The organism is Luteibacter sp. 22Crub2.1, assembly GCF_900167995.1.
In the GTDB taxonomy this organism is placed as follows: domain Bacteria; phylum Pseudomonadota; class Gammaproteobacteria; order Xanthomonadales; family Rhodanobacteraceae; genus Luteibacter; species Luteibacter mycovicinus.
The window spans coordinates 276,714-291,494 of sequence record NZ_FUYT01000002.1 but is presented as its reverse complement, the minus strand read 5'-3'; the positions used below and the strand labels follow the sequence as shown (position 1 = coordinate 291,494).

The window sequence follows — 14,781 nt, the reverse complement described above, 5'->3', positions numbered from 1 at the left end:
CGTCGTCTTTCCAATCCCTCGCCCCGAAAAGGACAGGCCGTACGCATGTCTTCCATCCTCTGCTTCGGCGAGGCGCTGATCGATTTCCACGCACAGCCCCAGGGCGGCGCCGGTCAGCCTCCCGCCTTCGTTCCTTTTGCTGGCGGTGCGCCCGCCAACGTCGCTGTCGCCGCCGCCCTCCTCGGTGCCACGGCACGCTTTGCCGGCATGCTCGCGCGTGACATGTTCGGCGACTTCCTGCTCAAGAGTCTCAAGGATCTCGGTGTCGGCACGGACGACGTGGCCCGCACCGACGAAGCACGCACCGCACTTGCCTTCGTCGCGCACGACGACAAGGGCGATCGCAGCTTCAGTTTCTACCGTCCGCCCGCCGCGGACCTGCTGTTCCGTCCCGAGCACTTCCGTGCCGGCGCGTTCGACGATGTGTCGATCTTCCACGTCTGCTCGAATTCCCTGACCGAGGCCGCGATCGCCGCGACCACGGTCGAAGGCATGCGTCGCGCCCGGACGGCCGGCGCGCTGGTCAGCTTCGACATGAATCTGCGACCCGCCCTGTGGCCAAAGGACGAAGCGCCGCTGCCGCGCCTCTGGGAAGCGCTGAACGAAGCCGACGTGATCAAGCTCAGCGCCGAAGAGTTCGCTTTCATCCACGCGGGCGCCGGCTCCGACGACGCCGTGCTCGAGCGACTCTGGCTCGGCAAGGCACGCCTGCTGCTCGTCACCGACGGCGGCGAACCGATGCGCTGGTTCACGCGTGAGGCAAAGGGCGAACTGAAGGGCTACGCGGTCGAAGCCGTGGACACGACCGCCGCCGGCGATGCGTTTGTCGGCGGCCTCCTCGCGCGTCTCGACCACGAAAAGGTCACACCGGCCAGCTTCGACGCACTGATCGCGGACGAAGCACGCCTGGTCGACCTCGTCCGTTTCGCCGCCGCCTGCGGCGCGATTACCGCCACCCGCAAGGGCTCGTTCACCGCCATTCCCGACCAGGCCGAAGTGAAGGCCTTCATGGAGAAGCACGCATGACGACTGTCCCCCTCCCCGATTTTCACAACGTCGATGTCCTCCGCGACCATGTCGCAAAGACCATGGCGTTCTATAAGCCGAACGAAGTCGACCCCGCGGGCGGCTTCTTCCAGTACTTCAAGGACGATGGCTCGGTCTACGACAAGACTCACCGCCACCTCGTCTCCAGCACGCGTTTCGTGTTCAACCACGCCATGGCCTACCTCGAGTTCAGCAAGCCCGAGGACAAGGAACTCACCATGCACGGGTTGAAGTACCTGCGCGAGGTGCATCTGAATCCGGAAACCGGCGGTTACGCCTGGACCATCGCCGACGGCAAGCGCGACGACCAGATGAACCACTGCTACGGCCTGGCCTTCATGCTGCTGGCCTATTCCTGCGGCGTCAAAGTCGGTTTCGACGAAGCGAAGGCGTGGCAGGGCGAGATCTGGGATCTGCTTGAAAAGCGTTACTTCGAGCCGACGTACGGTCTGTACCGCGACGAGGCCGACAAGGACTGGAACTTCACCGGCTACCGCGGCCAGAACGCGAACATGCACATGACCGAGGCCATGATCGCCGCGTGGGAAGCCACGAAGGACGACCGCTACCTCGACCGCGCGCTGCTGCTGGCCGAGAACATGACCCAGCGCCAGGCAGGCCTCACGCCGCAGAAGCTGGTCTGGGAGCACTACCACAGCGACTGGACGATCGACTGGGAATACAACCTCGACAATCCCAAGCATCTGTTCCGCCCCTGGGGTTTCCAGCCGGGTCACCAGACCGAATGGGCCAAGCTGCTGCTCATGCTCGAGCGTTACACCAAGGGCACGCCGAAGCATAAGCCGTGGCTGGTGCCGACCGCGAAGCATCTGTTCGACGAGGCGCTGGCCAAGGCCTGGGACGGTGAGTACGGCGGCATCGCTTACGGGTTCTCGCCCGAGGGCGACGTCTGCGACGACGACAAGTATTTCTGGGTGCAGGCCGAATCGCTCGGTGCCGCGCAGCTCCTGTTCGAGACCACGGGTGAGAAGAAGTACGACGAGGCTTACGAAAAGATCTGGGCTTACAGCTGGGAGCACTTCGTCGATCACACGTATGGCGCGTGGTATCGCATTCTCAAGCGCAACAACGAGAAGTACGACGACGAAAAGAGCCCCGCCGGCAAGACCGACTACCACACGATGGGCGCGTGCTACGAAATCATGGCCTCCCTGCGTCGTATGCAGAGGTAACAGGGCCTGTGCGAACCACGGATGCGGGCGAGCCCCGCCCGCATCCCTTCAACGCTTCGACGGCAGCGACTGCTTCAGCGTCCCGATCCCATCCCACGGGTCCGCCGCCAGTGACCTCGCCCGTTTCGACGCTTTCGTCAGGTCGAATGCAGCGCCCGTCTTCAGCCGCGCTATCTCCTCCCAGCGCACCGGCATGGCGACCGGCGCCCCCGCACGTGCACGCAGCGACCATCCGGTGACGCTGGTCGCACCCCGCGTGTTGCGGAGCCAGTCGATAAAGATCAGCCCTTCTCGCTTCGCCTTGCTCGCTTCCGCGATATACCGTGTCGGGGCAGCGTCCACCATGTCGCGCGCAACGCCTTCGCAGAAGACCTTCAACACCTCCCACGACGGGCCGCGATCGAACGGCGCGACCACGTGCAGACCCTTGCCTCCCGATGTGCGCACAAACGATTCGAGGCCCGCGGCAGCCAGTCGCTCACGGATGGCCCGGGCGCATGCGACCACGGCCTTCCACTCGACGCCCGCGGCAGGATCGATATCGAAGATGAGACGATCGGGCCGATCCGGATCGTCGACGCGTGCACCCCACGGGTGAAACTCCAGTGTGTTCATCTGGATGAGTTCGAGAACGCCTTCGACGTCCTCAACGTACAGATATTCCGCGGCGCCTCCGTCCTTCTCTTTCAGCTTTACCGCTTTGACATGCTTACCCAGCGCATCCGCGTGGTGCTTCTGAAAGAAGCACGCGCCCGTCGTTCCGCGGGGACACCGCACGACCGACAACGGCCGTCCATGCAACTCGGGGAGCATGTGTTCCGCCACCGCTTCGTAGTAAGCGGCCACATCACCCTTGGTGGGTCCGCCTTTGCCGAACACCTCGCGGTCGGGGTGCGTGATGGCGACGCCGTCGACGATGAGCGGGTCCACGACGTCAGCCCGCCCGGCGGCGCTTGGCAGGCGTCTTGCGCGCCGCGGTCTTCTTCGCCGGTGCTTTTTTCGCTGCCGTTTTTTTCGCGGCGGTTTTCTTCATGGCTGTTTTTTTCACGGGAGCCGAGCCGACCGCCTCTTTCTTCGCAGGCGTGCGCGTCTTTGCGCCCAGGCTTTTCTTGAGCAGGGCCATGAAGTCGACGACGTTGGTGGTGGCGTTCTCCGGTGTCCGGTCGTCTTCATCGTCCACCGTGGTCGTGACGCCCTTGGTTTTCAGACGCTTCTCGATCGTCTTGCGCAACTTGTCGCGGAACTCGTCCCGGTAGTCGCCCGGCGACCATTCGGCCGACATCGACTGGATGAGATCCGACGCCATCTCGATTTCGCGTGGCGATATGCGGTATGACGACGCGCCCTTGTCGGGCAGCTCGTAATCGTTCATATCGACGATTTCGGACTGATAACGGAGGATGTTGAGAACCAGACCATCGCCCTGCGGCATCACCGCCGCGAGGTACTCCTTCGTGCGGATGACGACGCGCGCGATACCGATCTTGCCGGTCTTCTTCAGGGTTTCGCGGAGCAGGACATAACCTTTCTCAGCCTTTTTGGCCGGAAGCAGGATGTACGGCTTTTCGAAGTACGAAGGCGCGATGGAGGCGGCGTCGACAAATGCGTCGATTTCCACCGTCTCATGCGCGTCGCTGGCCGCATTCTTGATGTCGTCCTCTTCGAGCACGACATAACTGCCCTTCTGGTATTCGAACGCCTTGACGATGTCCTTCCAGGGCACCTCTTCGCCGGTATCGGCGTTGACGCGCTCGTAGCGAACCGGTGTGTTGCTGCGCTGATCGAGCATACGGAAGTGGATGTCGTTGCGGCGCTCGCCCGACATCAGGCGGATCGGCACGTTGAGCAGACCGAACGACAATGTACCGGTCCAGATGGGGCGGGCCATACGGGCGATCCTCGGGCAACGGGAGGCCCGAGCATCGCGCCGCCGACGTGCAGGGAACGCCAAAGGCGTCCCTGCACGCCGCTTTTACTTGCCGGCGTCGATCACCGGCAGTTCGATCGCACTGGCCGTACCGGGCGCATGCCAGATCTGCTGCGTCGCCTTCCGGTAGTCGGACGGCCTGGCGAAGAAGATGTTCGGCACGAAGGTCTGCGGGTTGCGGTCGTACAGCGGGAACCAGGAGGACTGCACCTGAACCATGACGCGGTGCCCCGGCAGGAACGTGTGGTTCACCGTCGGCAGGCCGAAACGGTATTCGAGCGGCGTGTCAGGCGTCAGCGGCTTCGCCTCGCTGAACCCCTCGCGATACCGCCCGCGCAGGATGTCCATCGACACCGAGAGCTCGTAGCCCCCCATGGCGGGCGTCGACGCGTTCGTTTCGGGATAGACGTCGATCAGCTTGACCACCCAGTCGCTGTCCGTGCCGCTGGTCGAGGCGTAGAGATTCACCTGCGGTGCACCGGCCACACGCAGGGGAGCCGTCAGCGGCTCGGTCATGTAGGTCACGACGTCAGGGCGCCCATCGGCAAACCGCTGGTCCTGGACCAGCCAGGTCGTCCAGGACTGTCGATCGGCGAAATGCACGGGGCGCGGTACGTAGGGCACCGGCTTGGCGGGGTCGGAAACGTACTCGTCATACTTCGGCGCGCCGTCCACGGGGGCCGTAAACGACAACTTTCCGTTGGCGCCTAGATACAGGGGGCGCGTCGTTTTACCCTGCGGCCATGACAGGAAGCGGTCCCAGTGGTTTTCGCCGGTGTTGTAGATCAGCACCGGGGGCGTCTTCGCCCTGGGCGCGCCGTCGACCAGGTACTGGTTGAAGAACGGCAGGAGCACGTCGCGGCGGAACTGCAGCGCGGTGTCGCCGTCCCAGTTGAGCGCGCCCAGCGACGAGGCGTTGTAGTTCACCTGACTGTGCCGCCACGGACCCATGACGAGGTAGTTCTTGTCATTGCCCTTGTCCTTCGGCTCCACGGCTTCGTAACTGTGGATGGCGCCCCACATGTCCTCCTGGTCCCACAGGCCCTGCAGCCACATGACGGGAACCTTGAGCGGCTGACGGGCCATTTCCTTGTCCAGCGCCTGGCCCTGCCAGTACGCGTCATAGGCGGGGTGCTCGCTCAGCTTGCGCCAGTAGGGCAGCTGATCGAGGCCGGCGGCCCGGGCGTAATCACCTGCCGAGCCGGCCGTGAGGAAATTCGTGTAGTCGTCGTAGCCTGCATGCGCCACGGCGTTGCCCTTGCCGCGTTTCGAATTCTGGCCGGCGATGTAGTCGAAATTGGTCTGGCGGAAAGCACCGTAATGGAACCAGTCGTCGCCCATCCAGCCATCCACCATCGGGCTTTCAGGCGCGGCCACCTTGAGTGCCGGATGCGGATTGACCAGGGCCATGACCACCGTAAAGCCCTCGTACGACGAACCGATCATGCCGACCTTGCCGTTAGACTCGGGCAAATTTTTCGTCAGCCAGTCGATCGTGTCGTAAGCATCGGTCGAGTGATCGACCTCGGACGAATTGAGCGGCCCACGAAGCGGACGCGTCATGATGTAGTCGCCCTCGGAGCCATACTTGCCACGGATGTCCTGGAAAACGCGGATATATCCGGCGTCGACGAAGACCTCGTCACCCTCGGGCAGCAGGTCGCGCATCGTATGAGCGTCCGTGCGCTGGGCGCGCCCGTCGGCGTTGTAGGGGGTACGGGTCAGCAGGATCGGCGCGTGCTTCGCGTTCCTGGGAATCACGATGACGGTGTGAAGCTTCACGCCGTCGCGCATCGGGATTTCGACGACACGCTTGATGTAGTCGTTGGCCGCCAGGGGGCTATCGAACTTCGCCGGGATATCCGGCGTCATGGGCGCGGTCTGCGCCGTGGCGAGGGACGAGGCGACGGCGAAGGAAAGCGCCAGCATGGGAAGCAGAACGGAACGGGACGTCATCGGGATTCCTGTGGCTGTGGGACGGAGGAACCGCCCTAGCGTGCCGCATCCTGAATGGAAGGGCTACGACCTTTCTCAGCTCCCGCCCGCGTGGCACGGCCTTTGCGCAAAAAAAACGCCGCTCCGGAGAGCGGCGTTCTTCCCGTCCCGCCCAACAGGGCAGGAGCGGCGCGGCGACTTACTGAGCCGGAGCGGTCGAAGCCGGAGCGGGAGCAGCGGTGCCGGCGGCAGCCGGAGCAGCCGTGGTGGCGGCGGCCGGAGCCTCAGCCGGGGTAGCAGCCGGAGCGGCAGCCGGGGCGGTGGCAGCGGCAGCCGGGGCGTCAGCCGGGGCAGCAGCGTCTTCCGACTTGTTGCAGCCCGACAGGGCGGCGACGGCGACAAACGCCAGGGCGGTAAGGGAAATGACCTTCATGATTCTTTGCTCCTCATTTTGTAATACATAGGCAGATACGACGATGGAATTCCGCCACGAAGCGGCAGTACCCCACGAATTTTGCCGCACCAGCAGGCGGATAACACTCGCGTCCTCGACGAACCGGTCCGAAAACAGGCTCGGCTAGAATGCAACGACGATAGTGAAGCGTGGATGTCCGGCGGCGCAGCGCTAGACGTGCTCGCAGACATTTTCAGAATAATCGCGTTCCCCCCTCGGAAGCCAGTCCCTACTCTGTCATTCGGAAGTTGCCATCGGCGCCCTGCCGACGGCCAGACAAGGAGAGACGCTTCATGAGTACCCCCCACATCCCCCAACCGCACCGTCGCTCCCCCCTGCGACGCCGCTACCTTACCGCCCTCGTAGCCGCCTTCCTGCCCCCCGTGGCGGGCGCCGAAACGCCGCTGTTTCTTGCCGGAGCCGACAAGAACCTGGACGTCCCCGACGGCACGTATGAAACGCGCGCTGCCTCTTCCTACGTGCTGCAGGTGGAAAAAAAGGGCGCCGCCCATGTCGGCCATGCCACGTTCGACACGTTCGGCTTTCAGTCGCACGCCGTCTTCGTCACCGATAACCGGAGCGAGGTGACGATCGAAGGCGGCACCCTGCATACGCGGGAAAACCTGGCATACGGCATCCGTGCGAGGGATACCGGCATCGCCGCGAACGTCACGCTCACGGGCACGACGATCGTCACCGAGGGAGCCGGTGCCCTGGGCGCGGCCTTCGAGGGAAACGCCGGCGGCGTCTTGACCGGAGGCAGCATCACGACCGGCGGTGACACGGCGATCGGCATCCGCGGCATCGAAGGAGGCAACGTGTCGGTCAAAGGGACGACCATCACGACCCGGGGTAAGACCGCTCATGCCCTGTATGTAGACGGCTCGACGCCCGACGGAGCGACGGCATCCGCGCTCCAGGCGACTGCAACGACGCTCCGCACTGACGGAGACGACAGCACGGGCGTGCACGTGATGCTGGGCGCGACAGCATCGCTGACCGACGTAAACATCAGCACAGGCGGCAAGTGGGCGCATGCGCTCGATGCAAACACACTGCATGGCCAGATTACGATCCAGGGCGGCGAATGGCACACCCAGGGTGACGACGCGGATGGCCTCTACGTTCTCGACGGCCAGCGTATCGTAGCGGCGCGGACGAACGTGACGACCACCGGAAAAAACGCGATCGGCGTCGATAACCGCGCATCGTCCGTGGGCCTCGACAGCGTTTCCATAACGACGGCAGGCGAGTCCGCGTTCGGTCTCAACGTTCAGGGTGGCGACTTCAACGCGTCGCCAGGTCTCGATGCCGTAGATACGAAGATCGTTACGACAGGAACGAAGGCACATGGTGCGGTCGCGCGAAAGGATGGCCGTATCGACGTCACTGGCTCATCCATCGAAACCCAGGGAGACGGCGCCTACGGCCTCGTCGTTAACGATGCGGACATACGGGCCCGGAACACGAACATCGTCACTCACGGCGCAGGTGCCTTCGGTGCCCGGGTCGTGAGTGGGGGCGCACTCGATATGAAGGGAGGCTCGCTCATCAGCGACAAGGCCTCGGCGCTCAGCCTGAGCGACTCCGGGCGTCTTCGTTTCGACGGTACGGTCATCAGGGGTGGCAATGGCGTGTTCGTCGACCTGAGTGCCGACTCGGAGCAGCCCATCACTGTCACGCTTCAGAACGCGGCAACCGCGGACGGCGTTATCCGCCGCATCCCCGCCGACGGTGACGCCGTTCCCGATAACACCAAGCTCTCGCTGGACATCACCTCCGGCGCTCGCTGGACGGGTGCGACTTCCATCGTGCGCGATCTCTCCCTCCAGTCCGGCGGCGTCTGGAACCTGACCGCAGACAGCCGGGTCGACCGCCTGAGCAACCATGCGGGCATCGTGACCTTCGCGCCTGAGCGCCCCGATGCATTCGCCACACTGACCATTTCGGGGGACTACGACGGAAGGGACGGCGTCTTTCGCATGCGCGCGCGCCTCGGCGATGACTCGTCGCCCGCCGATCGCATCCATGTGCTGGGCAACACGTCCGGCACCAGCGGCATCGCCGTCGACACCATGGGCAGCCAGGGCGATGTGACGCACGACGGTATCCAGCTCGTCCGCGTCGACGGTCGCTCGGACGGCGTCTTCGCGTTACTGGGCCGCGCGGTGGCCGGTCCTTACGAATATTTTCTCCACAAGGGTTCGTTGAGTAATCCAGCCGACGGCGGTTGGTATCTGCGATCGTCGATCACCGACCCCGTCGTCGATCCGGTTGTCGACCCGGTTGTCGACCCGGGCGACCCCGACACCGATCCCGTGACGGACAATCCGGACGTCCCGGCCGTTGTCGATCCGCCGGTCCCGCCACCCCCGGTGTTGCGCCCCGAGGTCGGTACCTACCGCGCCAACCAGACGGCGGCGCTGGAAATGTTCCAGGGCGGACCCGGCGGCGGCGAGGACGACGAGCGCGAAGGCGTGAGGCAAAGCGTGTGGGCACGCTTCGACCGGCGCCATACCGCGTTCGACATCGGCGACGAACTCACGACGACCGCGTCGACCAGCGAGCTGACCCTCGGTGCCGATCTGCTTCGCAGCGATTCCTCGTCCGAAGGCTATCTGGGCATCATGGCCGCGGCCGGGAGCGCGGACACGCGTGCCACGTCGGCGCTGACACACTACTCGGCGAAGGGGCGCGTACGCGGGACGGCAGCCGGTCTTTACGGCGGCGTACGTCTGGACGATGGCACCTACGTGCGCGGGTGGGCCCAGTACGCTCATTTCAACCAGCGCCTGGAAGGCGATGCCCTGGCGGATGAGCGCTACGGGAGCGGCGGCCTGAGCGCCAGCCTCGAGGCCGGCCGTCGCTGGCGCCTGGCGCTCAATCGCGACACGGACGTCTATCTCGAACCGCAGGCGCAGGTCCTCGCGACAAGGCTTCGTGGCGGCTCGCTCACCGAAGCCAATGGGACACGCGTCACTCCGCTGCACGCGAGTGGTGCCACGGGGCGCCTCGGCCTGCGCGGTGCTGCACGCTGGCATACGCCCGGCGGCCATACGGCATCGCCCTACTTCTCGGCCAGCTGGCTGCGTCGCCTCGGCCGCCTGGATGCGACGCAAATCGGGACGGATACCTTCAACGCAGGCGTGCCGCGCAATGCCTACGCGCTGAAGCTGGGTCTGACCTTGCTGCGCGCCAACGGGTGGCGCGCGTGGTCCGACGTCGAAACGCGCTTCGGCACGCATGGGTACCGCCGTGTCACCGGCAGCCTGGGCATTCGTCGCGCCTGGTAAACGCAGATCCCGGGTCGCCGTCGGCGACCCGGGATGACCGGTGCGGCGTCCGCTGTCAGCCGACGACCTCAGGCGATGAAGCAACGCCGCGCTTTGCCGTTACCGTGCTTCCTATGGAGGCCACGACGATAAAACCGATCGCGCTCCACTGCGAAACGGTAAGCAGTTCGCCGAGCAGCAACATGGCCCATAGCGAAGCTACCGCTGGCTCAAGGCTGACCATGATGCCGAACGTCTCACTGGGAAGCCGCTTCAGAGCCATCATCTCCAGCGACATCGGGATCGCGCTCGACACGATGGCCACACCCAGTCCCGCGAGCAGAATCGCGGGGTGCAGCAGGGTGGATCCCGCATGGGCGACACCGTAAGGCACCACGACCAGACTGGCCGCCACCAGACCCAGCGAGACCGAATGACCCGCATGCAAATGGCCGGCCTGCTTACCGAAAAGGATATAGAGCGCCCAGCAAACGGCCGCACCGAGCGCGAGCGCTACGCCCGTGGGATCGACCGTATGCTGACCGGCCAGCGGTAACAGCATGCCCAGCCCAATGACGGCGAAGGCGAGCCAGACGAAGTCGATCGCCCTTCGCGAAGCGAGCATCGCCACGGCCAGGGGCCCGCTGAACTCGATGGCAACGGCGATGCCGAACGGAATGGTTCGTAACGCCAGATAGAAGAGCAGATTCATGACGCCCAGCGTCAACCCGTAGCGGATCACAAAGCCGGCGTCACGCCGACTGAGCGGCCAGCGCCAGGGTCGCCAGAACAGCACGAGAACGATCGCGGAAAAACCGACCCGGAGCGCCGACGTGCCCTCGGCGCCGATGAGAGGGAACAATCGTTTCGCGAACGACGTGCCGATGCACAACGAGGTCACCGAGCCGAGCACGGCCAGGGCCGGCAGCCAGAGAGAGGTTTGGCGGGGAGTCATGGCGCCACTGTAGCGAGGCATTGGCGCGCATTCCATGGGCGCCGTCCGGACGGCGATGAACAGGCGGACACTAGACTGATAATCTCGTATGGACATATAGTCCACTCAGACCCGCTCGTATCCGCCACGCTTCCAGGACCGACTGATGACCACCCTTCCCGATTTCCAGCTGGAGACCTACTTTTCCCGCTGGGAGTTCTCGGTGCGCTACAACCTCGCGGCTTCCGATGCGCAAAGCCTCACCGTATCGGCACTACTCGACCTGGCCGATGACCGTGATCGTGCCGCGTTCGATTCCCTGCCGCTGAGCTACACGCAGACGTACGGCGCCCCTGAACTTCGTGAAGCTATCGCGTCGACTTACGAGGGCAGGCACGCGGCAGACATTCTCTGCTTTGCCGGAGGTGAGGAAGCGCTCTACATCGCCATGCGCGTACTGCTCGAGCCCACCGATCACGCCATCGTGGTCACGCCCAATTACCAGTCGGCGGAAACCATCCCTGCGGCGATCTGCGACGTCACCGGCGTCGCGCTCCGTCCCGACGATCACTGGTCGCTCGACATCGATGAGATAAGAGCGGCCGTACGACCGAACACGCGGCTGATCGCCATCAATTTCCCGCACAACCCCACGGGCAAGATTCTCGAGCGGGATCGTTTCGACGCACTGATCGGACTCTGCCGCAAGCACGGCATCTGGCTGCTCAGCGACGAGGTCAACCGGCCTTTGGGAGCGACAGGCACCGTGCACTTGCCGCAGGCCACCGATGTCTACGAGCGTGCGATCTCGATCGGCGTCATGTCCAAGGCATACGGACTGCCGGGGTTGCGCATTGGCTGGATCGCCTGTGCCGACCACGAACTCCTGCAACGCATGGAGCGATACAAGCACTACACATCGATCTGCAACTCGGGGCCTTCGGAACAACTTGCGTTGATCGCCCTGAAAGCCCGCGACACCATCCTAGATCGGCAGCGACAGCTTCTCGACCGTAATCTCGAACGTGTCGACGCCTTCTTCGGCGAGTGGAGCGAGCGATTCGAATGGCGCCGCCCGGACGGAGGTTGCATCGCCTTTCCGCGCTACCTCGGTCCGGAAGGCGTCGAAGTCTTTGCGAGGCGCCTGGTCGAAGAAGCGGGAATCCTGTTGCTTCCCGCCTCCAACTACCAGTCCACGCTGACCGCGACGCCTGCCGACCGTTTCCGTATCGGATTTGGTCGCAACGAAACAGGCGATGCCCTGACGGAGCTATCCAAATACCTCCGGCGAACGAGCTGACAGATCTATTTCAGGAGCTGGTCGATGACCGGATCCGTCCTGGTCGTCTTGACGTCGTGCCACCTGGCGCGGAAAGCCTGCCGCTACCCCTGACGAGAACGGGCGCCCAAGGGCGCCCGTTTGTCGATTATTCCCTGCCGATCAGGATCAGAACGGTTGTGCACAACTTGCCATGTTACGGAATGGAAATAGTTTGATAAAACAATGGTTTAAACCATGCGAACTCAACACCGAGGAAAGAAATTGTCGAGATATCGAGGGGAACACGGCCGAAACGCCACGAACAGACCTTGCTGCGGACGATGAGGGTTCGAGTCCTAGCGGGCCTACTCAGATTTCTTCTATAACTCAGTTGTGCGTTAACACATAACTTGGCCGCGCGGCTAAACCATAAAGTGGCCGCATGGCCGCCCCGTCCGGGGGTCTTGTCATTGCGCCCCACAGCCCAACCGCGACTGACATTCATCGGGCTCGTCAGCCAGACTTCAAATCATGCGTACGCGCACTGTGGCTTCGAATTCCACCCTCTCCGCCGTGCACCGTGAAACCATTGGCGCCCAGTGATCCGGAAGGCCACTGGGCGTTCCTCGTTGCGGGGCTCCGGGTATCCCTCAAAGCTTCGCCTGGACAATGGTCCGGAAAAATTCGTCGCTCTGGCTCTCGCGGAATGGGTAGAACGCAAAGGCATCAAGCTCGACTTCATCGAGCCGGGAAGGCCGATGCAGAACGGCTTCAGCGAACGCTTCAACGGAAGCTTACGGCGCGGCGTCCTCGGCATGCATGTCTTCCGGAACCTGACCGAAGTACGCGAGCAGGCAGAGCTTTGGTTGGTCGACTACAACCGCGAGATACCCCACGACAGCCTTGGCGGGCTGACGCCCGCCGAGTTCAGGCAGAAAAATGATCCGGCAACCTCGGGTTATGGTTGGCACTAGCTGACGGGGGGTCGACACAGGCTACGCTGCAATCGCTTGGTCTTCTTTCCAGTCTCTGACCGTGTCTCAATATCCTATTGGCATATCGCGCCTTTAACTATCCATCAGGCCTGAGTGATTGGCATAGACTTATTGCACCGACAGCAACTTCCGTGAGCGCTGGGAGGAGCATCCCACCCAATCGCAATGCCCCCGAAATGTTTCCCGCCATGTGTCGCTGTGCTCATCACAGACGAACCCGACGTCGGAGAACCAGGCGTAGACTGATTCCATCCGGTGTGGATCCAGCCTGCAGATGCATGCAGATTCACGGTCGCGGATGTCGGATGTCGAGCACCAGTACTGCCGTGAGCGTTGTCCGGACCAAACGAATATACGAGCCTTCCATAGGTTCCGACGGCCGGTGCAACCATAGCAACGCTCTGCTTACCCATGTTACCGCCGTGATGCGGAACAACAACGGCAGACAGATTTGGCGGCAAGGGGCCTGGTATCACGTCGTACGGTGCGTCACCAGTAAGGAGCCAGCCCCTTCCCGAACTCTTATCCTCGACAGTAAGGGCCAATCCAGAACGGTTTCGGTCGCTAGCGGGACCCGTGCATCGTTTCAATATCAACGTCTGCTTGGACTTCGATGTTACCTTCCAAGCACCGCTTGCGGATGTAATCAGAATTTGGCCACCGGCGTTGAGTATCTCTTTCGCAAAGGCCACGTGCCTCACGCCAATCTTCTGCCGCGGAGCAATCCATGTCATGGCGAGCAAGTCCTTATCCTCCAGTGCTCCAGCCCAGTGGTCTGCGTCCCAATGGGATAAAATTACGACCGGCTTATCGCAAATGCAAAATTCTATGCTGGGAGGATTCGTGTTCTTGTTTCTATACACCCCACAGCCGGCATCGAAGTAGTACATGACGTAGCCGCACTCGCAGCAGAGCGCATTAGCCGAACCTTGTCCAATGTCGAAGACACGGAGCTGGTCTATATGGCACGAACGCGTCATGGCTTTGCGGATAAGCGCACCTGACGAACCAGGCCAGAAACGCATGTTAAAGAGCGCATTGAGCGCACGCCGCCGATCCGGAAGCATTCTTTTTTCAGTCGCTCGCCTCACCGTCGCTTCTTCAAAGAGACCACCGAACACATCTACGGGAAACGAACCCTTGTGATCTAGCGAAAGCTCGATCCACGAATTTGTAGTCTGCCAGCGAGCCACAGAGTTCCAATCAACCGGCATCGTTGCTTCCAGATGGAACATCGGTAGCCGGTCAAAGAATCCATCAGCCTCCTCAGACTCTCGATCAAAGCTGGATCGCCAGTAGGCCCTGATCTGGTCGGTTCGCTCTAATGCGGTCGTTAGTTCAAAGAAGTCGCGTCCGAACCCGGGCAAATCCGCGTCCACCGCATCGAAACCAACCACGTACATCCCAGCGTCATCACTGGACTGTTCGATGTACTCGATACGAGCGTATATCCGCTTCGGGATTTCCCGCCAGCCTTCGCCACGAACGAAATAAGGATTCATACGAGCTCACTGGACCTCCGTGTCGGAGATTCGACAATTATCACGTTTTCTGGAATTTTCCAACCGGACAACGACATCGGACAGGCAACGGCATCTGCCCTTCGTGCGACACAGCTTGTCGCACTCTCACCGACTATATGGCCTGGCCGTATACCCATGCGTTGCGGCGTCTTTAACCTTTGAGGAACTGACACATGTTCAAGATCATCGGCACCACGGTCGTATACGGCTTCGCACTGTTCGGCCTCGCCAAGTACCTCG

10 protein-coding genes and 1 pseudogene are annotated in these 14,781 nt (G+C 62.7%); 5 read left to right on the top strand and 6 right to left on the bottom strand.

Going from position 1 to position 14,781, the window contains the following annotated elements:
- Positions 1 to 45 precede the first annotated feature (45 nt).
- Both B5X73_RS03110 and B5X73_RS03105 read left to right on the top strand, forming a co-directional pair.
- Positions 46 to 1,026 carry a carbohydrate kinase family protein gene (locus B5X73_RS03110; RefSeq protein ID WP_079520527.1) on the top strand — a complete coding sequence of 327 codons (981 nt, stop codon included), beginning with the start codon at positions 46 to 48 and terminating at the stop codon, positions 1,024 to 1,026.
- A complete protein-coding gene (locus B5X73_RS03105) occupies positions 1,023 to 2,240 on the top strand; it encodes an AGE family epimerase/isomerase (RefSeq protein ID WP_079520526.1) in 1,218 nt (405 codons plus the stop codon). Before B5X73_RS03110 ends, B5X73_RS03105 begins: the two co-directional genes overlap by 4 nt.
- A gap of 48 nt (positions 2,241 to 2,288) precedes the next feature.
- Here B5X73_RS03105 and ligD read toward each other — a convergent pair whose 3' ends face one another.
- The 4 genes from ligD to B5X73_RS03085 all read right to left on the bottom strand — a co-directional run bounded on the left by ligD (position 2,289) and on the right by B5X73_RS03085 (position 6,535).
- On the bottom strand, positions 2,289 to 3,170 hold the full coding sequence (ligD, locus tag B5X73_RS03100) for a non-homologous end-joining DNA ligase (protein ID WP_254857209.1): 882 nt from the start codon (positions 3,168 to 3,170) through the stop codon (positions 2,289 to 2,291).
- A gap of 4 nt (positions 3,171 to 3,174) precedes the next feature.
- The gene (locus B5X73_RS03095) at positions 3,175 to 4,128 is read right to left on the bottom strand and encodes a non-homologous end joining protein Ku (protein ID WP_079520524.1); all 954 of its coding nucleotides are present in this window, start codon (positions 4,126 to 4,128) and stop codon (positions 3,175 to 3,177) included.
- 84 nt (positions 4,129 to 4,212) lie between these two features.
- Positions 4,213 to 6,123 carry a CocE/NonD family hydrolase gene (locus tag B5X73_RS03090; protein ID WP_079520523.1) on the bottom strand — a complete coding sequence of 637 codons (1,911 nt, stop codon included), beginning with the start codon at positions 6,121 to 6,123 and terminating at the stop codon, positions 4,213 to 4,215.
- Between the two features lie 178 nt (positions 6,124 to 6,301).
- The gene (locus tag B5X73_RS03085; protein WP_043695729.1) at positions 6,302 to 6,535 is read right to left on the bottom strand and encodes a hypothetical protein; all 234 of its coding nucleotides are present in this window, start codon (positions 6,533 to 6,535) and stop codon (positions 6,302 to 6,304) included.
- A 314-nt stretch (positions 6,536 to 6,849) separates the two neighbouring features.
- Here B5X73_RS03085 and B5X73_RS03080 point away from each other — a divergent pair, with 314 nt between their 5' ends.
- On the top strand, positions 6,850 to 9,849 hold the full coding sequence (locus tag B5X73_RS03080) for an autotransporter family protein (protein ID WP_079520522.1): 3,000 nt from the start codon (positions 6,850 to 6,852) through the stop codon (positions 9,847 to 9,849).
- A gap of 55 nt (positions 9,850 to 9,904) precedes the next feature.
- Here B5X73_RS03080 and B5X73_RS03075 read toward each other — a convergent pair whose 3' ends face one another.
- Positions 9,905 to 10,783, bottom strand: a complete 879-nt coding sequence (locus tag B5X73_RS03075; RefSeq protein WP_079520553.1) for an EamA family transporter — start codon at positions 10,781 to 10,783, stop codon at positions 9,905 to 9,907.
- Positions 10,784 to 10,928: 145 nt separating this feature from the next.
- On the opposite strand from B5X73_RS03075, the gene B5X73_RS03070 reads away from it, so the two are divergent.
- Together B5X73_RS03070 and B5X73_RS03065 are read left to right on the top strand one after the other, a co-directional pair.
- A complete protein-coding gene (locus B5X73_RS03070; protein ID WP_079520521.1) occupies positions 10,929 to 12,062 on the top strand; it encodes an aminotransferase class I/II-fold pyridoxal phosphate-dependent enzyme in 1,134 nt (377 codons plus the stop codon).
- A 584-nt stretch (positions 12,063 to 12,646) separates the two neighbouring features.
- Positions 12,647 to 12,997 (top strand): annotated as a pseudogene (locus B5X73_RS03065) (integrase core domain-containing protein); the annotation flags it as partial.
- Positions 12,998 to 13,101: 104 nt separating this feature from the next.
- Here the strand turns inward: B5X73_RS03065 and B5X73_RS03060 are convergent.
- The gene (locus B5X73_RS03060) at positions 13,102 to 14,520 is read right to left on the bottom strand and encodes a ComEC/Rec2 family competence protein (RefSeq protein ID WP_079520520.1); all 1,419 of its coding nucleotides are present in this window, start codon (positions 14,518 to 14,520) and stop codon (positions 13,102 to 13,104) included.
- Between the last annotated feature and the right edge of the window lie 261 nt (positions 14,521 to 14,781).

Excerpts from the sequence above, each read along its gene's own strand:
- B5X73_RS03110 (WP_079520527.1), top strand. The coding sequence starts at position 46 with ATGTCTTCCATCCTCTGCTTCGGCGAGGCGCTGATCGATTTCCACGCA.
- B5X73_RS03105 (WP_079520526.1), top strand. The coding sequence starts at position 1,023 with ATGACGACTGTCCCCCTCCCCGATTTTCACAACGTCGATGTCCTCCGC.
- B5X73_RS03095 (WP_079520524.1), bottom strand. The coding sequence starts at position 4,128 with ATGGCCCGCCCCATCTGGACCGGTACATTGTCGTTCGGTCTGCTCAAC.
- B5X73_RS03090 (WP_079520523.1), bottom strand. The coding sequence starts at position 6,123 with ATGACGTCCCGTTCCGTTCTGCTTCCCATGCTGGCGCTTTCCTTCGCC.
- B5X73_RS03085 (WP_043695729.1), bottom strand. The coding sequence starts at position 6,535 with ATGAAGGTCATTTCCCTTACCGCCCTGGCGTTTGTCGCCGTCGCCGCC.
- B5X73_RS03080 (WP_079520522.1), top strand. The coding sequence starts at position 6,850 with ATGAGTACCCCCCACATCCCCCAACCGCACCGTCGCTCCCCCCTGCGA.
- B5X73_RS03075 (WP_079520553.1), bottom strand. The coding sequence starts at position 10,783 with ATGACTCCCCGCCAAACCTCTCTCTGGCTGCCGGCCCTGGCCGTGCTC.
- B5X73_RS03070 (WP_079520521.1), top strand. The coding sequence starts at position 10,929 with ATGACCACCCTTCCCGATTTCCAGCTGGAGACCTACTTTTCCCGCTGG.
- B5X73_RS03060 (WP_079520520.1), bottom strand. The coding sequence starts at position 14,520 with ATGAATCCTTATTTCGTTCGTGGCGAAGGCTGGCGGGAAATCCCGAAG.